Source organism: Variovorax sp. GW821-FHT09A10 (assembly GCF_059418385.1).
Map to the genome: position 1 here is coordinate 529,782 of NZ_JBWKPT010000002.1, position 21,683 is coordinate 551,464.

Genomic DNA, 21,683 nt, shown 5'->3' on the forward strand with positions numbered 1-21,683 from the left:
CGATGCACATGTCCGACAACGGCTTGCCGACGTTCGGTGCGTTCGAAAGGATGAGCGGAAATGCCTCGAAGCGCCGAGTGAAAGTCTGGTATTTCGGGGTATTCGGCCGGTACTTTTTCTCTTCTGCGGAAGTGGGCTTCGCCCCCGTGTCCGCGCGTCGTTTTTCAACCTTGAATCACAATGCCCCGATGACTGCCGCATCCCCTTCCGATTCCGGCTTTGCCTTGTTCCCGACCGCCATCGGCGTGTGCGCGCTGGCCTGGGGGCCGCAGGGGCTGGTCGGCGTGCAGCTGCCCGAAGAGCGGGGCGAGGCCGCGACGCGTGCGCGCATGCATCGGCGCTTTCCTGATCTGGAAGAAGCCCCGCCGTCGCCGCGCGCGCAGCACGCCATCGCGGGCGTGCAGGCGCTGCTCGAAGGCGCGACCGACGACCTGTGCGACATCGAGCTCGACATGCGCGGCGTGTCCGAGTTCCATCAGCGCGTCTATGCGATCGCGCGGCGCATTCCGCCGGGGCAGACGCGCACCTACGGCGAGGTGGCGGAAGAGCTCGGCGACAAGGGCTTGTCGCGCGCGGTCGGTCAGGCCATGGGCCACAACCCCTTCGCGCCGGTCGTGCCGTGCCACCGCGTGCTGGCCGCGGGCAACAAGCCTGGCGGCTTCTCGGCGGGCGGCGGCGCGTTGACCAAGCTGCGCATGCTCGACATCGAAGGCGCCACGCCCAGCGGAACGCGCTCGCTGTTCTGAGCTTGAAGGTTCAGGCCGCCGGCACCGGCAACTGCTGCAGCCTTGCGATGCGCGAACCGAAGATGATCGCGGCCTGCAACGCGAAGCCCGCGAGCGCCAGCAGCAGGCAGGCCGGCTCTCCCCACAAGGCGCCGACCAGGCCGCCGAGCGCCGCGCCCACGGGGCGCGCCCCCGCGTTCACCGTGAGGAACACCGCCGACACGCGGCCCAGCATCGCCGAGGCCGTCACGCTCTGGCGCAGCGTGGTCGAGGTGATGACCCAGACCATCGGCCCCGCGCCGAACAGGAAGAACGAGAGCGCGGCCAGCGAGGCGGTCGGCACGACGAGCGTGGCCGCCATCGTCGCGGCGGCGGCCACCGCCACCGCCGGCCCGACCTGGATCGCGCGGCCGAACGGCAGGCGCGCCGTCACGTGCGAGGTCAGCAGCGCGCCGACCACCATGCCCGCGCCGTACATCGCGAGGGTGAAGCCCACGGCCTGTGCGCCGAGGCCCAGCACGCGCACGGCATAGGGCACATAGCCCGCCTGCAGCACGAACCACGAGATGTTGAAGACCGCGCCGGTCATCAGCATCGGCCGCAAGAAAGCGTGCTGCCAGACGAAGCGTGCGCCATCGTGCACGTCGCGCAGCGGATGGCGCGACGGGGCCGCGGGGCGGGGCGCCTCGTTCAGGCGCAGCAGCAGGCCCACGGCCGCCACCGACAGCACCGCCGCCAGCACGAAGGCCGACGACGCGCCGGCCCACGCGACCAGCGCGCCCGCGAGCGCAGGCCCGGCCGTGAAGGCGGCACTGCGCGCCAGCTCCAGCCGCCCGTTGGCGCGCGCCAGCGCGTCGCGCGGCACGAGGGCCGGCACCAGCGCGGGCGCCGCAACGCTGAAGCCCACCGTGCCGACCGCGCCGAGGAACCCGAGCACGGCCAGCCCGCCGATGCCCAGCGTCGACGACAGCACCATGCCGAGCAAGGCCAGCAGTGACACCGCGCGCAGGCCTTCCGCCCACACCATCAGGCGACGGCGCGACATGCGGTCCGCGAGCAGGCCCATCGGCAGCGAGACCAGCAGGAAGGGCAGCGTCTGCACCGCCGCCAGGAAGCCGATCTCGCCCGGCCCGGCGCCGAGCGCGAGCACGGCCACCAGCGGCACGGCCGCGAGGCTCAGCTGTTCGGCGGACTGCGCCGCCAGATTGGCCCAGGCGAGGTGGGAGAAGGAACGGGGAAGAGGCGAGGGCATGGGGCGTGGCACGAAGAGAAAGACCGCATCCTCGGGGCCGCGCCCGTCTGCCGCTGGCCGTTTACGGACGTGGAAGCCTCAGCCCGCGTTCATCTGTTCGAACCACTCGGCCACGCACACCGCCTCGGGGGCCGCATCGGGCGCGAGGCCGTAGTAGTAGCGCTCCAGCGTCATCCGCAACCCAGGCAACGGCGACTGCAGCCGGCCCGACGCCAGGTCGTGCGCCACCAGCGAGGTCGGCGCCAGCGCGAGGCCCAGCCCGTCGACCGCGGCCTGCAGCACGAAGTGCAGATGATCGAACTGCAGCCGACCGGCCGGCCGTGCGCGCGGTGCGCCGACCTGCTTCTTCCAGTCGTCCCAATCGTCCTTGCGCGTGCGCGCCGACAGCAGCACATGCGAGGCGAGGGCGCGCAGGTCGGGCAGCGGCTGCGTCTTGAACAGCGCGGGCGCGCCGACCACCAGCACTTCGTCTTCGAGGAAAGGCCGCACCTGGATCGACGACGGCCAGCCCTCGAGGCCGCGGCGCACGGCGATGTCGAAGCTGTCCGTGGCCTGCTCGGGCATGACGGTGCTGGTGACGACCTGCGGCTCGATATCGGGATGGCGTTCCACGAACGATGGCAGCCGGGGGATGAGCCAGCGCACGGCGAACGACGGCCGCACGTTGATGCGTACCGCGCGCGCCGGGCCCTGCAGTTGCAGCGCGCGGGCCGCCGCGTGGATCTGCGCGAGCGCGGGTTCGGTCTCCGCGAAGAACTGCTGGCCCTCGGGCGTCAGCGTGACCTGCCGGATGCGGCGCTCGAACAGCGCCACGCCCAGGCAGGCTTCGAGGCTCTTGATCTGTCGGCTCACCGCACTGTGCGTCACGTGCAGCTCGACCGCGGCACGGGTGAAGCTCAGGTGGCGGGCCGCCGCCACGAAGGCACGCACGGCATGGAGGGGCGGTTCGCGAAGCGGCATGCGTGCGATTTTCTCACGCATGCCGCGCGGGAATGTCGTTTGTCGCCGGGCAGCGCGAGCGGGCACGATACGGGCTCGATGTCCGCCGCACCACCGCTTTCTCCCACCGTTCCCGTCCGTTCCACCGACCTGGATTCCCGCCACGCCGCGATGGCGCTCGGCCTGTCGCTGCCGGCCGACGTGGTGCTGTATCTGCTGTTGCCCATGTACGCGTCGCAGTTCGGCGTCTCGCTGGCCGAGGTCGGCCTGTTGCTGGCGGCCAACCGGCTGGTGCGCATCGCGGGCTACGGCTGGGTGGCGCGTTTCTATGCGCGCCACGGCGACCGGGCGAGCTGCACGCTGGCCGTAGTGGCCGCCGCCTGCTGCGGGCTGGGCTACGCCACGCTCTCGGGGTTCTGGGCGCTGCTGCCGCTGCGGTTGACCTGGGGCCTGTGCTTCGCGGCGCTCAATTTGTCGACGCAGGCCCTGGCCACGGCCGACCCGCTCGGTGCCGCGCGGCGCAGCGGGCGTTCGCGCGCCTTCATCGCGACCGGGCCGGTGCTGGCGCTGCCGCTCGGTGCGCTGCTGGCGTACACGGTGGGGCCGCGCGCGATCTTCGGCGTGCTGGCGGTGGTGTCGTTGCTCGCGCTGTTCGTCACCCGGCGGCTGCCGTCGAAGCCGCACCACAGTGCTGCGCCGACACGGCGCTTCCAGCGGCCGAACGCGCTGGACGGCTGGTCCTTCATGGAAGGGCTCGCCCTCGACGGCCTGTTCATCGTGGGTCTGTCGTACCTCGGCAAGGACCTGCTGCCCGGCGGCGCGGTGATCGTGGCCGGCGTGTTGATGGCGCTGCGCTACCTCGCGGAAATCTTCCTCGGACCGGTGGGTGGGCGCATGGCGGAGCACTTCGGCGCCGAGCGCCTGCTCGTGAGCCTGTCGCTGGTGACGTCGCTCGCGCTCGTGGGCTTCGGCCTGGGCTGGCTGTGGAGCTGCGCGGCGCTGATCGTGGTGCTGCGTGCGCTGCAGCTGCCGCTGTTGCCACCCATCGTGGCGCGTCGCACGCCCGGGCTGGAGCGTGTGCGGGCGCTCGCGGCCCGCGCGGTCTGGCGCGACATCGGCGCGGGCGCCGGGCCCTTGCTGGCCGGCGTGCTGCTGCCCGTTGCCTCGCCGCCGTGGATCTACGGCAGCGCCGCGCTGTTGCTGGCGGTGGCGGCGCTGGCCTGTGTCCGGCGCGCATCGCCACCCACCCCGATCCAGGAGAACATCACCCCATGACCACCATCGACACCGTCGCCCAACTCGAAGCCCTGTTCGGCCAGCCGGGCGAGGCTTCGCTCAAGAAGGAAGTGCCGTACCTGCACCCGAGCTACCAGGCGCTGATCGCCGCATCGCCGTTCGCGGTGCTCGCGACCACCGGCCCCGGCGGGCTCGACGCCTCGCCGCGCGGCGACGCCCCGGGCTTCGTCGCGGTGCAGGACGAAAGGACGTTGCTGCTGCCCGAGCGGCGCGGCAACAACCGCATCGACAGCCTGCGCAACATCGTGGCCGACCCACGCGTGGCCTTGCTGTTCCTGATTCCGGGCGTGGGCGAGACGCTGCGCGTGAACGGGCGCGCACGCATCAGTGTGGCGCCCGAGCTGCTGGCGCGCTTCGCGGTGGAAGGGCGTGCGCCGCAGTGCGTGATCGAGATCAGCGTCGAGACCGTGTTCTTCCAGTGCGCCCGCGCGATCCAGCGCTCGAAGCTCTGGGCGCCTGTGCCGGAAGACGCGCCGCGCACCGTGCCGACGCCGGGCGCCATCCTTTCGGCGCTGACCGATGCGGCCTTCGACGGCGCCACCTACGATCGCGAACTGCCCGCGCGGCAACGGTCGACGCTGTACTGAACCGCGCGGCGTACCGCCCGGTAGAACGAATGCACTAGCGGCGAAAGCCGCCGACCCCACGCCTGCACCGATTGCGAGCCTTCGCCACAATCGGCCCAATGCGTTCTTCTCCGTTCTTCAAGATGGCCCTGCTGCTGGGCCTGCTCTCCGCCATCGGGCCTTTCGCGATCGACATGTACCTCCCGGCCTTGCCCGCCATCGGGCAGAGCCTGCATGCGGACATCGGCGCGGTGCAGATGAGCCTCACCGCCTTCTTCCTGTCGCTCGGCGCGGGCCAGCTGCTCTACGGCCCGATCTCCGACATGGTCGGGCGCAAGCCACCGCTGTATGCGGGGTTGGTGCTGTTCGCGCTGGCCAGCGTGGGCTGCGCGCTGGCGACCGACATCCAGACCCTGATCGCGCTGCGCTTCGTGCAGGGCTTGGGCGCCGCCGCCGGCATGGCGATTCCGCGCGCCGTGGTGCGCGACCTGCACACCGGCACCGACGCCGCGCGGCTGATGTCGCTGCTGATGCTGGTGTTCAGCGTGTCGCCCATCCTGGCGCCGCTCGCGGGCAGCCTGGTCATCGCCTTCACCGGCTGGCGCGGCGTGTTCTGGGCCGTCACCATCGCCGCGGTGGCAGGCCTGGCCATGATGGTCAAGCTGCTCGACGAAACGCGCCCGGCCTCGGAGCGTGTCGAAAGCAGCCTGGGCAGCGCGCTGTCGGCCTACTGGCTGCTGCTGCGCGACTGGCACTACCTCGGGCTGGTGTTCATCGGCAGCTTCGCGATGGCGGGCTTCTTCACCTACCTGGCCAATTCGTCGTTCGTGATGATCGACCACTACGGCCTGTCGCCCGCGATGTACAGCGTGGCCTTCGGCGTGAACGCGGCGGCCTTCATCGCGGCCTCGCAGTTCACGGGCTCGCTGGGCGAGCGCTACGGGCTGGTCAACCTCGTCAAGTTCGGCGTGGCCTGCTGCGGCGTGGCGATGGTCGCCATGTTCGTGTACTTCGCGATGGGCGGCGACAACCTGTGGGTGCTGATCGTCCTGTACTTCATCGCCTCGGGCTTCATGGGCCTTGTCATCCCGACCACCGGCGTGCTGGCGCTCGAGATGCACGGTGCCATCGCCGGCACGGCCTCCGCGCTGCTGGGCACGCTGCAGATGCTGACCGGTGCGCTCGCGATGGCGGTGGTGGGCCTGTTCTCCAACGGCCGGCCGCTGCCGATGGTGGCGGGCATGGCCGGCGGTGCGCTCATCGCGCTGGTGCTGACCTGGCTCACGCTCGGCGGTGTGCGCTCGGAGCCGACCGGGGGCAGGGCGCAGGAGGCCTGAGATGACGGTGGCCATGACAGGCAACGGCCCGCAGGCCCAGCTCGACGGTCTGGCCGCGCCCGCGCGCGGCTGGGCGATGCTGGTCATCATCCTCGGGCTCACGGTGTCGGTGCTCGACGGCACCATCGTCAACCTGGCGCTGCCCGGCATCGCGCGCGAGCTGCAGGCCACGCCGGCGCAGGCCATCTGGGTGGTCAACGCCTACCAGATCGCCACGCTGGTGATGCTGCTGCCGCTGGCCTCGCTGGGCGACCTCGTGGGCTACCGGCGCGTGTACCTCGTGGGCATGGCGGTGTTCACCGTGTCGTCGCTGGCCGCGACCTTCGCCAATTCGCTCGGCACGCTGATCGCATCGCGCGCGCTGCAGGGGCTGGGCGCGGCAGGGATCATGAGCGTCAACGCGGCGCTGGTGCGGCTCACATTCCCCTCGGCGCAGCTGGGCCGGGGCATGGCCATCAACTCGCTGGTGGTCGCCACCTCGTCGGTGGCCGGGCCCTCGGTGGCGGCGGCGATCCTGTCGGTGGCGTCGTGGCCGTGGCTCTTTGCAATCAACGTGCCGCTGGGCATCGTCACCTTCGCACTCGGCATGCGCGCGCTGCCGTTCAACCGCTCGGCGCCGGCCGCCGGCGCGCGCTTCTCGCCGGTCGACGTGACGCTCAATGTGCTGATGTTCTCGCTGGTCTTCCTCGGCGTGGACCAGCTGGGCGTGCGCGAGGGCGGGGTGCAGGCCACGGGCACGCCGTGGTCGGCCTGGGCCACGTTGGGGGCCGGGCTGGCGGTGGGCTTTGTCTACCTGCGGCGCCAACGCAAGTTGACGGTGCCGCTTTTCCCCATCGACCTGCTGCGCATTCCGGTGTTCGCACTGTCGATGGGCACCTCGGTGGCGGCGTTCTGCGCGCAGATGCTGGCCTACATCGCACTGCCGTTCCTGCTGCTCGACGTGTACGGTCGCAGCCACATCGAGGCCGGCCTGCTCATCACGGCGTGGCCGCTGGCCATCGTGGTGATGGCGCCCATCGCCGGGCGGCTCATCGGCCGCTACCCCGACGGGCTGCTGGGCGGCATCGGCCTGGGCCTGCTGGCCACGGGCCTGGCGCTGCTGGCGGCGCTGCCGGCGCACCCGGGCAATGCTGACATCGCCTGGCGCATGGCGCTGTGCGGCCTGGGCTTTGGCCTGTTCCAGTCGCCCAACAACCACACCATCGTGAGTTCGCCACCCGCGCACCGAAGTGGTGCGGCCAGCGGCATGCTGGGCACGGCGCGGCTCACGGGACAGACGCTCGGGGCCGTGGTGCTGGCGGCGGTGTTCAGCGTCTGGAGCCCACACGGCGGGCATGGCCCGGTGGTGGCGCTGGTGCTGGCGGCGGGCTGCGCGGCGGTGGCGGCGGTTTTCAGCAGTCTGCGGCTGAAGACGACAAGCCCGCATGCCTGAATAAGGTAGGGTACGGCCTCATGAAGGAAGTACCTGACACCGTGGTCTGTCCGGGCTGCGACGCGGTCTACGCCCGCACGCCGCTGGCGCCGCGCGACGTGGCCGAATGCCCGCGCTGCGGCACCGAGCTCGACCGGCACCCGGGCGCGCAGCAGCGGCGCATCCTGCCGCTGACGGTCGCGAGCCTGATCATGTTCGCCATCGCCAACCTGTTTCCCATCGTCGAGATCGAGCTGCAGGGCCTGCGCAGCCAGACCACGCTGGCCGGCGCGGTGGTGGTGCTGAGCGCCGAGGGCATGTCGCCGGTGGCGCTGCTCGTGCTGGCCACGACCATCCTGTTTCCGCTGCTGCAGCTGTGCATCCTGGCCTACCTGCTGGTGCCGCTGGCCCGCGCGCACCGGCCGTGGGGGTTTGCGATGCTGGTGCGCATGATGCAGTCGCTGCGGCCCTGGGGAATGATCGAGGTCTTCCTGCTCGGCGTGCTGGTGGCGATCGTCAAGCTGTCGAGCATGGCGACGGTGGTGCCGGGGCCCGCGCTGTGGGCCTTCGTGGCGCTCACCGTGACGCTCACGGCCGTGTTGTCGTTCAACCCCGGCGCGTTCTGGGAGATGACCTTCCGCCAGGCCGATGAAGAAGATGCCGATGCACCGGAGGTGCGCGCATGAACATGCGCGGGCTGCCCGCCCGCCTGGCCTCGGCACGTCCCTGGGAGGCGCAGGCCGACGACGAGCACGACCACGAGAACCCGGTGCCGACGGCCGCCGCGCTCGGCCTGCACGTCTGCACGCACTGCACGGCCGTCTGGCGCGATGCCGAAGATGGCGACGCCTGCGCCCGTTGCGGCACGCGCCTGCACACGCGCAAGCCGCAGAGCCTGAACCGCACCTGGGCCTTCCTGATCGCGGCCTGCATCATGTACATCCCGGCCAACCTGCTGCCGGTGATGATCACGCGCACGCTGTTCGGCGCGCAGTACGACACCATCCTGAGCGGCGTCATCTACTTCTGGGTGTCGGGCGCCTGGGGGCTGGCGGCCATCGTGTTCATCGCGAGCTTCCTGGTGCCGCTGTTCAAGCTGGCGGTACTGCTCTTGCTTGTGGTGCTGGCACAGCGGCGCAGCAACTGGCGCCGGCGCGAGCGGGCCAAGCTGTATCACATCATCGAGATCATCGGACGCTGGTCGATGCTCGATGTGTTCGTGGTGTCGCTCTTGACGGGGCTGGTGCAGATCCAGGGCTTCGCGGTCATCACCGCGGGCGTGGGCATTGCAGCCTTCGGCGCGGTGGTGGTGCTGACCATGCTGGCCTCGCTGAGCTTCGACCCGCGCCTGACGTGGGACGGCCCGGTGCCTGAAGCAGACACGGACGAACGACAGATTGAAAGCAGGGAAGAAAAAATCGCATGAGTGAAGAAGACACGCAACCGCAAGACCGTCCGGCAGCGTCGGCCCCGCCCGCGCTGCCGAAGCCGAAAGTGGCGCGCCGCCGCGAATGGCTGCCCTCGCTGATCTGGCTGATTCCCATCGTCGCCGCGCTGGTCGGCGTGACGCTGGTGGCGAAGATCCTCATGGAGCGCGGCCCCGAGATCGTGCTCACTTTCAAGACGGCCGAGGGCCTCGAAGCCGGCAAGACCGCCGTGAAGTACAAGGACGTGCAGATCGGCCTGGTGCAGAGCCTGCGCCTGGCGCGCGACCGCTCGCACGTGCGCGTGCTGGTGCAGCTGAACAAGGACGCCGAGGGCTTCACCTCGGCCGACTCGCGCTACTGGGTGGTGCGGCCCCGGCTGGACACCTCGGGCATCTCGGGCCTGGGCACGCTGCTGTCGGGCGCCTACATCGGCGCCGACGCGGGCGTCGAGAAGGAAACCTCGGGCGAATTCACCGGCCTCGAAGCCCCGCCCATCGTCACGCGCGGCGACTCGGGCCAGCAGTTCCTGCTGCGCGCACGCGACGTGGGCTCGCTCGACGTCGGTTCGCCCGTGTACTTCCGGCGCATCAAGGTCGGGCAGGTCGCGGCCTACGAACTCGACGGCGACGGCCGCGGCGTCACGCTGCGGGTGTTCGTGAACGCGCCGTACGACAAGTTCGTCGGCATGAACACGCGCTTCTGGCAGGCCAGCGGCATCGACGCGCAGCTCAGCGCCAGCGGCTTCACGCTGCGCACGCAGTCGCTGGCCACCATCCTGCTCGGCGGCATCGCCTTCCAGGCGCCCGACGACGCCATGGGCCCGCTGGCCAAGGAGAACACGGCCTTCGCGCTGGCGCAGGACGAAAGCTCCGCCATGAAGGAGCCCGACGGCCCTTCGCAGACGCTGCTGATGTACTTCAACCAGTCGCTGCGCGGCCTCACGCCGGGCGCGCCGGTCGACTTCCGCGGCGTGGTGCTGGGCGAGGTGAAATCCATCGGCGTCGAGTTCGACCGCGCCGAGCGCGAGTTCCGCATGCCGGTGCTGGTGCAGATCTACCCCGACCGCCTGCGCCGCCGCGAGAGCGGTGCGCAGCCCACGGAGTCGCGCGCGACGCAGCAGGAACGGCTGCGCTTCCTGGCCGAGAAGGGCCTGCGCGCCCAGCTGCGCAACGGCAACCTGCTGACCGGCCAGGTCTACGTGGCGCTCGACTTCTTCCCGAAGGCGCCGCCCGCGAAGATCGACCTGTCGAAGAGCCCGATCGAGCTGCCGACCATCGCCAACGGCCTGGACGAAATCCAGACGCAGGTGCAGGAAATCGCCACCAAGCTCAACAAGGTGCCCTACGAGCAGATCGCCACCGACCTGCGCACCACGCTGGCCACGCTCAACAAGACGCTCACCAGCACCGAGCAGACCGTCAGCCGCATCAACAGCGACGTGACGCCCGAGCTGGCCGCCGCGATGAAGGACGTGCGCAAGACCGTCAACTCGGCCGAACGCACGCTGGCCGACGACTCGCCGCTGCAGCAGGACATGCGCCAGACCTTGCGCGAGCTGACGCGCGCCGCCGGTTCCGTGCGCATCCTGACCGACTACCTCGAACGCCATCCCGAATCGCTGCTGCGCGGCAAACCGGACGACAAGAAATGAAGACGACGACGACCTTCGCGCTCGCGGGCGCCGCCGCGTTGCTGGTGCTGGCAGGCTGCGCGAGCAAGCCCGACAGCTACTACACGCTGGCCAGCCCGCCCACGCTCACCGACGCCGCGCCGCGCACTCCTGATGCCGCCACGCCGCTGTACATCGAGCTCGCGCCCGTGGCCGTGCCCGAACGGCTGGCGCGCCCGCAGATGGTGGTGCGCCGCCCGACCGGCGGCGTGCAGGTCGACGTGCTCGAGCAGCATCGCTGGGCCTCGTCCTTCGAGAACGAGCTGCGCGACGCGCTGGGCAGCGGCATCGCCAGCCGGCTCGGCGCGCTCGACGTGACCCAGGGCGGTCGCCAGGCCTCGCAGCCCGTGTGGCGCGTGGCGGTGCAGGTGCGCCAGTTCGACCTGGTGGACGGCGGGCGCGTGGACGCCGGCTTCACCTGGACGCTGCGCCGCTCCGACGAGGCGCGCACGGTGGTGTGTCGGCTCGACGCGGGCGAGGCGACCGGCAGCGGCATGGATGCGCTGGCGCAGGGCGCGCAGCGCGTGACGGCCGCGGCGGCAGCAGCCATGGCGCGCAGCGTGAACGCGGCGCAGGCGAACCCGGGCGCGACGGCGTGCGCGATCTGACGCTTTGCCTTTGTCTTTCTCCCTCCCCCTCTGGGGGAGGGTAGGGGTGGGGGCGCGGCGGCGCTTGTGCAGGCGCTGCTTCCCGTTGGAAGATGCCCCCATCCCAACCTTCCCCCAAAGGGGGAAGGAGTCATACCGGCAACCCCTGAACCGGAGGCCCCATGGCACAGATCGGCAAGGCGCCCTGCGACGACACGCTGATCCTGCATGGGGCGAATCCACCCACGGAAGAGGGCGCCTGCCCCGAAGCCTCCAAGCCCTGGGTGCTCGCCGCGGCCATCGTCGGCTCGAGCATGGCCTTCATCGACGGCACCGTGGTCAACGTCGCCTTGCCTGCCATCCAGGCCGACCTGCACGCCACGGCCTTCCAGGCGCAATGGGTGGTCGAGTCCTACGCCTTGCTGCTTGCGGCGCTGCTGCTGGTGGGCGGCGCGCTCGGCGACCGCTACGGGCGGCGACGCATCTTCGCCATCGGCGTCGTCGTGTTCGCTGTGTCGTCGGTGGGTTGTGCGCTCGCGGCCGACGTGCAACAGCTCATCGCCGCACGCGCGATTCAAGGCATCGGCGGCGCGCTGCTGGTGCCGGGCAGCCTGGCGCTCATCAGCGCGTCGTTTCCCGAGAAGGAACGCGGCAAGGCCATCGGCACCTGGTCGGGCTTCAGCGGCATCACGGCGGCGGTGGGGCCGGTGCTGGGCGGCTTCCTGGTCGATCACTTCTCGTGGATCTGGGCTTTTCTCATCAACGTGCCGATGGCGCTGCTCGTGCTGTGGATCGTGCGCCGCCACGTGCCCGAGAGCAAAGGCGCTGCGGCGCGCGGCGGGCTCGACCTGTGGGGCGCATTGCTGGCGACCGCCGGACTGGGCGGCATCGTCTACGCCTTCATCGAGGCGCCGACGCAGGGCTGGCGTTCGCCGGCCGTGCTCGCGGCGCTGGCGATCGGCGTCGCGGGCAGCATCGGCTTCGTCGTCGCCGAACGCCGGGCGCGCACGCCGATGCTGCCGCTGTCGCTGCTGCGCATCGGCAACTTCAGCGGCGCCAACCTGCTGACCTTGCTGCTGTATGCGGCGCTGGGCGGCGGGCTGTATTTCTTTCCGCTCAACCTGATCCAGGTGCAGGGCTACTCGGCCACGGTGGCGGGCGCGGCGCTGCTGCCGTTCATCTTCCTGATGTTCGCGCTCTCGGGCTGGGCCGGGCAACTGGTCGACCGCTTCGGGCCGCGCGTGCCGCTGGTCATCGGGCCGGCCATCGCGGCCGTGGGCTTTGCGCTGTTCGCGCTGCCGGGCGTGGGCGCAAGCTACTGGAGCGGTTTCCTGCCCGCCGTGGTGGTGCTGGGCTTCGGCATGACGGTGACGGTCGCGCCGCTCACCACCACGGTCATGAACGCCGTGGGGCCCGACCTCGCGGGCGTGGCCTCGGGCGTGAACAACGCGGTGTCGCGCGCGGCGGCGGTGCTGGCGATCGCGGTGTTCGGCGCCATCATGGCCTGGGCCTTCGACGCGGCGCTGGCCGAGCGGCTGCAGGCGATGGGCGCGTCGGACGAGCTGCGGGCTTTTCTTGCGGCCGAGCGCGACCGATTGGCCGCGGCCGGCGCGCCGCCGGGCGCCGATGCGGCCACCGTCGCCGCCGTGAAGCGCGCGGTGGCCGAGTCCTTCGTCGCGGGCTTTCGCTGGGTGATGCTGCTGAGCGCCGGCCTGGCCGTGCTGAGTGCGGTGAGCGCCTGGCTGATGATCCGCCGCACGCCCGTGGAAAAGCCAGACAACAACAAGCCATGAGACAGGAGACAAAGAACCGATGGAAGCAGCACAACCGGCCGTCGCGCCGCCGCACGTCGATGTCCTGATCGTCGGTGCCGGCCTGTCCGGCATCGGCGCCGCCTGCCACTTGCAGGCGCAGTGCCCGGGCCGCAGCTACGCGATCCTCGAAGGGCGCGAACGCAGCGGCGGCACCTGGGACCTGTTCCGCTACCCGGGCGTGCGTTCCGACTCCGACATGTACACGCTGGGCTACGTGTTCCGCCCGTGGACGCAGGCCAAGGCGATCGCCGATGGCCCGTCGATCCTGCAGTACGTGCGCGACACCGCGCGCCAGCACGGCATCGAGGACAAGATCCACTACCAGCACCGTGTGGTGCGCGCCGCCTGGTCGAGCGCCGACGCCCGCTGGACGGTCGACGTGGAGCAGGGCGCCGACCAACGGCTCGTGCAGTGGCGCTGCAACTTCCTCTTCCTGTGCAGCGGCTACTACCGCTACGAGGCGGGCTACACGCCCGACTTCGCCGGCATGGCCGACTTCCAGGGCCGCATCGTCCATCCGCAGCACTGGCCCGCCGACCTGGACCACAGCGGCCAGCGCGTGGTCGTGATCGGCAGCGGCGCCACCGCGATGACGCTGGTGCCCGCGATGGCCCAGACCGCCGCGCACGTCACGCTGCTGCAGCGCTCGCCGACCTACGTGGTGGCGCGCCCGGCCGAAGACCCCATTGCCAACCGCCTGCGTCGCCTGCTGCCGGCAATGGCCGCGTACCGCCTCACGCGCTGGAAGAACGTGACGCTCGGCATGCTGTTCTTTAGGCTCGCGCGGCGCAAGCCGGCGCGCGTCAGGCGCATGCTGCTGGGCGGCGTGCGCCACGCGCTCGGGCCTGGCTACGACGTCGCCACGCACTTCACGCCGCGCTACAACCCGTGGGACCAGCGCCTGTGCCTCGTGCCCGACGGCGACCTGTTCGCGGCGCTGAACGCGGGGCGCGCCTCGATGGTCACGGATCACATCGACACCTTCACGCCCGAGGGCCTGCGGCTGAAGTCGGGCCGCGTGCTGGAGGCCGACATCATCGTCACCGCCACCGGCCTCGAACTGCAGGTGCTCGGCGGCATCGAACTGAGCGTGGACGGCCGCCGCGTCGACCCCGCAGCGACCTTCAACTACAAGGGCATGATGTACAGCGACGTGCCCAACCTGGCCTCGTCCTTCGGCTACACCAACGCCTCGTGGACGCTCAAGTGCGACCTGACCTGCGCGTACGTCTGCCGGCTGCTGAACCACATGCACAGGCACGGCTGGCGGCAATGCACGCCGCACAACGCGGGCCCCGATTTGTCGCCCGAACCCTGGATCGACTTCAGCTCGGGCTACGTGCAGCGCTCGCTCGACAAGTTTCCCAAGCAGGGCGCGCGCACGCCGTGGAAGCTGCACCAGAACTACCTGCGCGACATCCTCCTGCTGCGCCTCGGGCGCGTGGACGACGGGGTGATGGCGTTCTCAAATCGCGTGGCCTGACCGCGCTGCGTGACACGTCGATGTATAGCTCTGCTCAATACAACATCGAAGATTTTTGAATTGGATCGATGGCAGGCGGCGGTGATTTACTCCGCCCGGCGTTGCACTCGCACTGAAAAAACGGCGAGGCGGCACCCGGGAATCACCCCACGACCCTGTGATGAGGAGACCTCATGAAGTCATCGATCCGTGCATCCCTGGCGGGCTTGCTGTTCGCAGCGCTGGCAGGACATGCAAGCGCCGCTTCGCTGGACGCTTTCGCGGCCACGCCGAACGCCGCCATCTCCGGCAACAACATCGAGAACCTGACGCAGTCGACACCCGAAATGTGCGCGTCGGCCTGCCTGGGCGCGCCACGCGGCGCCTGGTGCGTCTCGTTCGACTACAACAAGGCCGGCCAGAGCTGCGACCTGAGCGACAAGCGCGCCGCCGACGTGGGCGGGCTGAAGACCGACTACCCCGGCAACCCCTATGACCACTACAGCCTCCAGCCCGATCCGCTGAAGCCTTTCGCGCGCACGCCCAATGCGGCCATCAGCGGCTACAACACCGAAGCCCTGCAGTCCGTGACGCCCGCCGACTGCGCCAACGCCTGCACCGACGCGAGCCGCTCGTCGTGGTGCAAGTCCTTCGACTACAACAAAACCCAGCAGCGCTGTGACCTGAGCGACAAGCGTGCGAGCGATATCGGCGGCCTGAAGACCGACTACGTCGGCAACCCCTACGACCACTATTCGCTGATCGCGGGCGAGGGCGTTCCTAACCCCGTGCCCGGCAACAAGCACATCCTGCTGATCGGCATCGACGGCCTGCGCGGCGACGCCATCCAGTGCGCCGGCTGCGTGCAGACGCCGGCGATGTCGGCGCTGATCGCCGGCGGCGCCTTCCACGGCAACGTGCTGGCGGGCGGCACCAAGCAGGCGACCGTGAGCGGGCCGGGCTGGTCGTCGGTGTTCACCGGTTTCTGGGCCGACAAGCACGGCGTGACCTCGAACACCACCACCTTGCCGCTGAAGAAGACGCACGTGTTCGACCAGATCAAGGCAGCCTGGCCGACGGCCACGACCGCGGTGGTGGGCGACTGGTTCAACATCACGCACAACCTGCGCCCGGCGCTGGCCGACTTCGTGGTCGCCAATGCGGCCAAGAACTCGCAGCAGGCCACCGATGCGGTGAAGGGCTGGCTGAGCTGGAAGCACCCGCCGACGGCCATCTTCTACTACCTGCACAACGTCGACGTCCACGCGCCGAGCTACGACCCGCTCAATGCCTACTACCAGGGCAAGATCGCCGGCGAAGACCAGCAGATCCAGCAGGTGCTCACGGCGCTCACGTCGCGCCCGAACTACGCGAACGAGGAATGGCTGATCGTCGTCACCTCCGACCACGGCGGCACCGGCAGCAGCCACGGCGGGCAGACGGCGGCCGAACGCGACACGCTGCTGATCCTGAACAACAACCACCTAAACCCGCTCAAGCCCAGCTACTGCGTGGGCAACCTGGGCGGCACCGTGCTGACGCAGGTGGACGGGACCACGCCGCACATCCTGGACTTCCTGGGCCTGCCGAACGCCACCGAAGGGCAGAAGCACCCGGCGTGCGGCCACTGAACGGAAGAGGGTAGCCCGCGCGCTCCCCTCCACCGGCAAGCGAAACGCCTACCTTTTTGCTGCAGTGCGGCGAGCCGGAACGTCCATCAGGTGCCGCCCCAGCGCCTCGAAAGCCGGGAGCGTCACCGGGTCGTTCGCGGCGTTGCCCGCCACCGGGTGCGAGGCGTAGCGCACGATCACCATCTGCGCCTTCGGGTCGATGTAGATGCGCTGGCCGTGCACGCCGCGCGCCATGTAGGCACCGTGGTCGTTGTGCGTGACCCACCACATGTTGCGGTAGCTCCAGCCCTGCAGCAGGGGGTAGCCGCCTTTGGTGAAGGCGGCCTTGTCACCGCCGCGGCGGATGTCTTCGACGGCGGCCTTGGGCACGATTTGTCGGCCCTGCACGCGGCCGTCGTTGCGCAGCATTTCGCCGAAGCGCGCGAGGTCGCGCAGGCCGGTGTTCAGGCCGCCGCCCGCGAAGGGCGTGCCGATGGAATCGACGGTGAAGTAGGCGTCCTGCTCGGCGCCCAGGTGGCGCCAGATGCGCTCCGACAGCAACTGCGCCACGGTGCGGCCGGTGGCGCGCGCGATCACCCAGCCCAGCACGTCGGAGTTGACGGTCTTGTAGCCGAAGCCCTCGCCATGCTTGCCCTCGGGCTGCACGGTCTGCAGGAACTCGTAGTAGCTGCGCGGGCCGGCGTAGTCCTTGGGCTTGGGCAGCGGATTGCCGGCCTGCGCATGGGCCCAGACCTCGGCCTTCGGGTCGGCGTAGTCCTCGCTGAATTTCAGGCCAGTCGTCATGTCGAGCACCTGGCGCACGGTGGCGTTGCCGAAGGCCGAGGTCGCCAGTTCGGGCACGTAGTCGGCCACCGGCTTGTTGGCATCGAGCGTGCCTTCGGCCACCAGCATCGCACCCAGCGTGCCGACCACCGACTTGGTGACCGACATGGCGCCGTGCTGGCCGTCGTCTTTCAGCACGCCGAAGTAGCGCTCGTAGACCACGCGCCCGCGGTGCAGCACGAGGATGCCGTCGGTGTAGGTGGCGGCGAGCGATGCGTCCCAGGTCATGGGCGTCTTCGCATCGAGCGGCGTGAAGCTGAGCGTGTCGATGTCCTTGCGCAAGGCCTGGGGCAGGGCGGTGGGCGCACCGAGCCCGCGTGACACGTTCACGGTCGGCATCAGCTGGCGGAAATTCGACACGCTCCAGCGCATCGCCGGAAACTGGAAATAGCTGCCGTCGTCGAAACGCAGCGTGCGGTCGGGTGGTGGCGGCGAGCCGGTCATCCAGCCGAGCCGGGCGGGGTCGCTGGCGGCGGCGTCGGGGTAGGTGGCATCGGCCGCACCGGCCGACACCGCCAGGGCAGCGAGCCCGGCGGTCAGGAAAGCCTGGGCGCTGAAGCGGGTTCTTGAGGGGGCGAACATGGCAGTTCCGAAGCAAAGGACCGGACCATTGTGACCCGCGGTCCCGCCTGCGAACTTCTCACTGACAGCCGCGGCGCAGGTTGACAACGCGCCGCTTCGGCTTTGATACTGAACCCTCCAGTTCATCATCGACGCAAAGGAGATGCCATGCAGAAGATCATTCCCTGCCTCTGGTTCGACGGCAACGGCGAGGACGCGCTCAAGTTCTACACCGCCATCTTTCCGAACTCGCGCCAGACCGACACGCTGCTCTGGGGCGACGTCAATCCGGCCAAGAAGGGCAAGCTGCTCACCGCGACCTTCGAGCTCGACGGGCAGTCGTTCATGGTGCTCAACGGTGGGCCTGAGTACAAGTTCACCCCGGCCATTTCGCTCAGCGTGACGTGCGAGACGCAGGAGGAGGTCGACTACTACTGGGACAGGCTGCTCGAGGGCGGCGGCCAGCCGGTGCAGTGCGGCTGGCTCACCGATCGCTTCGGCGTGTCGTGGCAGGTCGCGCCCATGCCGCTGATCCGCATGTTCCAGGACAAGGACCCCGCCAAGGCGGCCCGCGCGATGGCGTCCATGATGACGATGATCAAGCTCGACATCGCCACGGTGAAGAAGGCCTTCGACGGGGAATAGCCCCCGCCGAAGTCCGGGTCAGACCAGCCGGCCGATCGGCTTCTTGCGCCACACCAGGCGGTAGTACGCGGTCTGCAGCAGCAGCATCGCGCCGAAGGTGACCGGGTAGGCGACCCAGATCCCGTCCAGGCCCATGCCGAAGTGGCGGCTCATGAGCCAGGCCACCGGCACTTCCACGCCCAGGATGCAGGCGATGGTGATGAGCGTCGGCACCAGCACCGAGCCGCTGGCACGCATGATCCCCGACACCGCCGACGCCATGCCGAACAGCACCATGCTCCACAGCATGATGTGCAGCAGGTTCTGCGCGATCTCGATCACCGGCGCGCTGGTGATGAAGAAGCCCATCAGCGGGCGCGAGAACAGGTAGCCCAGCAGCACCAGCCCGCCCGTCAGCACGAGGTTCATGCCCAGCGCGGTCTGCACGATCGCGCCGAGCCGGTTGGCGCGGCCCGCGCCGATGGCCTGCGCGCCGAGGATCGACGTGGTGATCGCGATCGAGATGGCCGGGAACTGCACGTAGGCCACCACCTGGTTCACCGCGCCGTAGGCGGCCGTGGCGTTGGAGCCGTAGCTGTTGACCATCGACAGCAGCACCACTTCGGCCAGCGCCACCACGATCATCTGCACGCCCGTGGGCACGCCGATCTTCAGCACCGCCTTCAGCAGCTGCGGCTGGATGCGCAGGCAGCGCACGAACTCCGCGTCGGGCGCGAGCGGGCTCTTTTTCTGGCGCAGCCGGAAGCCCAGCCACGTGGTCGCGACTGCGAACGACAGCACCGAGGCCCACGCGCCGGCTGCCACGCCGAGCTGCGGCAAGCCGCCCCAGCCGCGGATGAGCGCGGGCGTGACGACGAGGCCGATGGCCGTGGAAATCAGCAGCGTCAGCAGCGGCGTGATGGTGTCGCCCACGCCGCGCAGCATGGCGGTGGCCAGCAGGAACAGGAACACGCCGGGCATCGCGATCAGCATGATGCGGGCGTAGCGCGTGGAGTCGGCCAGCACGTCGGGCGGCGTGCCCAGCATGGCCAGCATCGGCGTGGTGAAGACACCGCCGAACACCGCGATCGCCAGGCCCAGCAGCAGGCCCACCGTGAGCGTGGTGCCCGCCACCGCCTTGGCCTTGGCCGCGTCGCGCGCGCCCCAGGCCTGGCCGATGAGCACCGACGCACCGGCGCCCAGGCCGATGATGAAGGCGATGAAGAAGAACATCACCGGAAAGAAGCTCGACACCGCCGCCAGCGCACTCACGCCGAGCATCTGCCCGACGTAGATGTTGTTGATGGTGCCGGAGAGCGACTGCAGGATGTTGCTGAGCAACATCGGCGCCAGGAAGAACAGGAACACCTTCCACAGCGGACGCGACGCACCCACGGGCGCGACGGGCACGCCCTTGAGTCCGCTCTGGTTGCTGCCGGGGCCGGTGGCGTGGTCGGGCGCCGCGCTCATGCAGCACCCCAGCCACCGGCCGACAGCTTGTGCAGGTGCACGCGCAGGTCGGTGGGCCAGGGTTCCACGAGGTCGCTGAAGCGCTGATGCTCGCCCGCGAACAGCGCGCGCGTGGCTTCCTCGAAGCCGGGCAGGTTGCCCGCGATGGCGGTCATGAAGCGGTAGGTGGCTTCGCGCGCGGCACGCACCGTGTCGCGGTCGGCGTGCACGTGGCGTGCGTCGTCCACCAGCTTGCGCAGTGCCACCGAGGCGCCGCCCGGCTGGCGGCCGAGCCAGTCCCAGTGGCGCGGCAGCAGCGTGACTTCGCGCGCCACCACGCCCAGGCGCGGACGGCCGACGCCGCGGGGCGCGTCTTCGTGTTTTTCGGCTTCGAGCGCGGAGGTCTCGATGGCCTTCGGGTCGCGCAGATCGACATCGAGCTGCTCGCCGGTCTGGTCGTCGAACACGAGGCAGGCGGCGGCGTCGCCGCGCTCGCGCAGTTGCGTGAGCACCTGGGCCTTGGTGCCGGCGGCGACGCGCTGGAAGCCGGCAAACGCAGTGAATGTGGTCGGTAGTTCGTCGGGTGACATGCGGATTCTTTTTGGGTTGTCGATCCGGGCGGAACGAAACGAGGTTCGTAATCTACCCGCAGGACGGTTCAGGCGTGCGGCGTGTCGTGATCGCACAGCGCCCGCAGCGCGGCATGCAGGTCTGGCAGGCGTTGCGGGTCCAGCGATTTCACGGCGTCGGCGCAGATCGCCTCGACGGTCGTGAGGGCGGTTTGCACCAATTGCTTTCCGCCGCTGCGAATAATCGCATGGCGCCGGGGGTCGCCATCCGTTCCCGTCGTGCGCTCGGCCAGGCCGGTCTTTTCGAGCAGCACCATCTTGCGGATGAGCGCCGACATTGGCAACCCCAGCGTGTGCGCCAGCTCGGCCATCGGCAGGTGGCCGTTGCCGGCCCGCAGCAACAGGTGGAGCAGGGTGAAGTCGTCGTAGTCCAGGCCGTGGAACGCGCCCAGGTCTTCGTTGAGTTTCAGGCTCAGGCTGGCGTGGGCGCGGCCGAGGTCGAGGCAAAAGCCCAGTGCGTCGGTGCTCATGGCGTGTTGTAGCCCTTGTCCGTGGTGCACTGGAGCTCCTCGCGCCAGAGCTCCAGCAGCTTTTCCAGTTCCGCCGCGCGGTCGAAGGCGGGGTCGTCGCGCTCCTTCACCCGGTCGATCAGCTCGAAGCCGAAGTGCGTCGCACCCTGGGCAAGCCAGTCGCGCTGCAATGCCTTGTTGCGGTGCGAGCGCAGGTTCAGCTCGAAGCGGGCGCGGTTCATGGCGCCTTCGACGTCGAGGCTGCCGGCCACGTAGACGCGGCCGTCCTTCAGGTTGCGGATGACGAAGACGCCGGCGGGACGCACGCTGTCCTTGTATTGCTTGACGAGGGTACGTCGGGTGGAGGGAGATGGATTCATCTCCAAATATTACCCGGGCAAAATATAAAACACAATACACCCGGGTAAAAATAGATTCACTCGGCGCGCAGCCGGTGCCATCCCCGAAGGACGCGCCGGTGCACCGCCCGCACGATGCGCCAGGGGCGGCTCTCGCGCACCCGTGTCAGCACGCCGTCTTTCCACGTTTTCCAGCGCGGGTACCAGCGGGCGAACCAGGCCAGCTGCATCAGCGAGCCTTCGACCAGCTGGAAGATCCGCGCGACCACGGCCGTGCCCGCGAGCTTGGCCAGCAGCAGCACGGCCATGCCGCTGAACGCGTGGCCGCGCCCGAAGAGAAACAGCGCCAGCAGCTTCACCGGAAAGAGCAGCAGCACTGGCACGAAGAACGCCAGCAGGGCGCCCCAGGGCGGCAGCGCGCGCAGCAGGTTCTCCAGCCGCGCCCAGAAGGGCAGGCGCGACAGCCGCGCGACCAGCGCCGCCAGCGGGGCCCAGCCCCATTCCTCGAACAACAGCACGGGAACGAGCACCGCCGTGGCGGCGGCGCGGAGCAGGGCGCGCAAGGCGCGCACGAGGGGGTGTTGCATGTGCGAAGGGTATACGCACACGGCCGAGGGGGGGGGGGGGGGGGGGGGGGGGGGGGGGGGGGGGGGGGGGGGGGGGGGGGGGGGGGT

Annotated in this window: 21 protein-coding genes; 13 read left to right on the top strand and 8 right to left on the bottom strand. The window is 69.8% G+C overall.

From position 1 onward, the window contains the following. Nucleotides 1-188: 188 nt before the first annotated feature. Nucleotides 189-746, top strand: a complete 558-nt coding sequence (locus tag AC07Q9_RS09260) for a methylated-DNA--[protein]-cysteine S-methyltransferase (RefSeq protein WP_159276978.1) — start codon at nt 189-191, stop codon at nt 744-746. Between the two features lie 10 nt (nt 747-756). Here AC07Q9_RS09260 and AC07Q9_RS09265 read toward each other — a convergent pair whose 3' ends face one another. Together AC07Q9_RS09265 and AC07Q9_RS09270 are read right to left on the bottom strand one after the other, a co-directional pair. Beyond that, nucleotides 757-1,977, bottom strand: coding sequence for an MFS transporter (locus AC07Q9_RS09265; protein ID WP_495308914.1), 1,221 nt, complete (start codon nt 1,975-1,977; stop codon nt 757-759). A gap of 78 nt (nt 1,978-2,055) precedes the next feature. Continuing rightward, nucleotides 2,056-2,937, bottom strand: a complete 882-nt coding sequence (locus tag AC07Q9_RS09270) for a LysR substrate-binding domain-containing protein (protein WP_495308915.1) — start codon at nt 2,935-2,937, stop codon at nt 2,056-2,058. A gap of 78 nt (nt 2,938-3,015) precedes the next feature. Here AC07Q9_RS09270 and AC07Q9_RS09275 point away from each other — a divergent pair, with 78 nt between their 5' ends. The 11 genes from AC07Q9_RS09275 (at nt 3,016) to AC07Q9_RS09325 (ending at nt 16,116) form a co-directional block, all read left to right on the top strand. Then, nucleotides 3,016-4,191, top strand: coding sequence for an MFS transporter (locus tag AC07Q9_RS09275; protein WP_495308917.1), 1,176 nt, complete (start codon nt 3,016-3,018; stop codon nt 4,189-4,191). Then, nucleotides 4,188-4,799 carry a pyridoxamine 5'-phosphate oxidase family protein gene (locus AC07Q9_RS09280; protein ID WP_495308919.1) on the top strand — a complete coding sequence of 204 codons (612 nt, stop codon included), beginning with the start codon at nt 4,188-4,190 and terminating at the stop codon, nt 4,797-4,799. The genes AC07Q9_RS09275 and AC07Q9_RS09280 overlap by 4 nt, the downstream gene beginning before the upstream one ends. A gap of 98 nt (nt 4,800-4,897) precedes the next feature. Then, nucleotides 4,898-6,115: a multidrug effflux MFS transporter gene (locus AC07Q9_RS09285; RefSeq protein WP_185993570.1), complete on the top strand. Its 1,218-nt coding sequence runs from the start codon at nt 4,898-4,900 to the stop codon at nt 6,113-6,115. Nucleotide 6,116: 1 nt separating this feature from the next. Continuing rightward, nucleotides 6,117-7,547 carry an MFS transporter gene (locus AC07Q9_RS09290; protein ID WP_495308921.1) on the top strand — a complete coding sequence of 477 codons (1,431 nt, stop codon included), beginning with the start codon at nt 6,117-6,119 and terminating at the stop codon, nt 7,545-7,547. Between the two features lie 20 nt (nt 7,548-7,567). Next, nucleotides 7,568-8,212: a paraquat-inducible protein A gene (locus AC07Q9_RS09295; RefSeq protein ID WP_495308923.1), complete on the top strand. Its 645-nt coding sequence runs from the start codon at nt 7,568-7,570 to the stop codon at nt 8,210-8,212. 2 nt (nt 8,213-8,214) lie between these two features. Then, a complete protein-coding gene (locus AC07Q9_RS09300) occupies nt 8,215-8,952 on the top strand; it encodes a paraquat-inducible protein A (protein ID WP_495309954.1) in 738 nt (245 codons plus the stop codon). Continuing rightward, entirely contained in the window at nt 8,949-10,604 is a 1,656-nt protein-coding gene (locus AC07Q9_RS09305) for a PqiB family protein (protein ID WP_495308924.1), read from the top strand. Before AC07Q9_RS09300 ends, AC07Q9_RS09305 begins: the two co-directional genes overlap by 4 nt. Beyond that, entirely contained in the window at nt 10,601-11,230 is a 630-nt protein-coding gene (locus AC07Q9_RS09310; protein WP_495308927.1) for a PqiC family protein, read from the top strand. Before AC07Q9_RS09305 ends, AC07Q9_RS09310 begins: the two co-directional genes overlap by 4 nt. A 161-nt stretch (nt 11,231-11,391) precedes the next feature. Further along, nucleotides 11,392-13,002 (top strand): MFS transporter, encoded by a 1,611-nt coding sequence (locus AC07Q9_RS09315; protein WP_495308928.1) that lies wholly within the window; start codon nt 11,392-11,394, stop codon nt 13,000-13,002. A 19-nt stretch (nt 13,003-13,021) separates the two neighbouring features. Continuing rightward, a complete protein-coding gene (locus AC07Q9_RS09320; protein WP_495308930.1) occupies nt 13,022-14,506 on the top strand; it encodes a flavin-containing monooxygenase in 1,485 nt (494 codons plus the stop codon). A 173-nt stretch (nt 14,507-14,679) separates the two neighbouring features. Then, nucleotides 14,680-16,116 (top strand): PAN domain-containing protein, encoded by a 1,437-nt coding sequence (locus AC07Q9_RS09325; RefSeq protein WP_495308932.1) that lies wholly within the window; start codon nt 14,680-14,682, stop codon nt 16,114-16,116. 48 nt (nt 16,117-16,164) lie between these two features. Here AC07Q9_RS09325 and AC07Q9_RS09330 read toward each other — a convergent pair whose 3' ends face one another. Continuing rightward, a complete protein-coding gene (locus AC07Q9_RS09330) occupies nt 16,165-17,520 on the bottom strand; it encodes a serine hydrolase domain-containing protein (protein WP_495308934.1) in 1,356 nt (451 codons plus the stop codon). Nucleotides 17,521-17,667: 147 nt separating this feature from the next. On the opposite strand from AC07Q9_RS09330, the gene AC07Q9_RS09335 reads away from it, so the two are divergent. Further along, the gene (locus tag AC07Q9_RS09335; RefSeq protein WP_495308936.1) at nt 17,668-18,144 is read left to right on the top strand and encodes a VOC family protein; all 477 of its coding nucleotides are present in this window, start codon (nt 17,668-17,670) and stop codon (nt 18,142-18,144) included. A gap of 18 nt (nt 18,145-18,162) precedes the next feature. Here AC07Q9_RS09335 and AC07Q9_RS09340 read toward each other — a convergent pair whose 3' ends face one another. The 5 genes from AC07Q9_RS09340 to AC07Q9_RS09360 form a co-directional block, all read right to left on the bottom strand. After that, complete coding sequence (locus AC07Q9_RS09340; RefSeq protein ID WP_489056806.1) at nt 18,163-19,593, bottom strand: MATE family efflux transporter; 1,431 nt, start codon at nt 19,591-19,593, stop codon at nt 18,163-18,165. Beyond that, entirely contained in the window at nt 19,590-20,162 is a 573-nt protein-coding gene (locus AC07Q9_RS09345; RefSeq protein WP_489056807.1) for a DUF2239 family protein, read from the bottom strand. The genes AC07Q9_RS09340 and AC07Q9_RS09345 overlap by 4 nt, the downstream gene beginning before the upstream one ends. 68 nt (nt 20,163-20,230) lie before the next feature. Continuing rightward, nucleotides 20,231-20,671 carry a MarR family winged helix-turn-helix transcriptional regulator gene (locus AC07Q9_RS09350; protein ID WP_495308938.1) on the bottom strand — a complete coding sequence of 147 codons (441 nt, stop codon included), beginning with the start codon at nt 20,669-20,671 and terminating at the stop codon, nt 20,231-20,233. Beyond that, nucleotides 20,668-21,030 carry a GIY-YIG nuclease family protein gene (locus AC07Q9_RS09355; RefSeq protein ID WP_495308939.1) on the bottom strand — a complete coding sequence of 121 codons (363 nt, stop codon included), beginning with the start codon at nt 21,028-21,030 and terminating at the stop codon, nt 20,668-20,670. The genes AC07Q9_RS09350 and AC07Q9_RS09355 overlap by 4 nt, the downstream gene beginning before the upstream one ends. Before the next feature lie 56 nt (nt 21,031-21,086). Next, nucleotides 21,087-21,596 carry a hypothetical protein gene (locus AC07Q9_RS09360; RefSeq protein WP_489056810.1) on the bottom strand — a complete coding sequence of 170 codons (510 nt, stop codon included), beginning with the start codon at nt 21,594-21,596 and terminating at the stop codon, nt 21,087-21,089. Nucleotides 21,597-21,683: the final 87 nt, after the last annotated feature.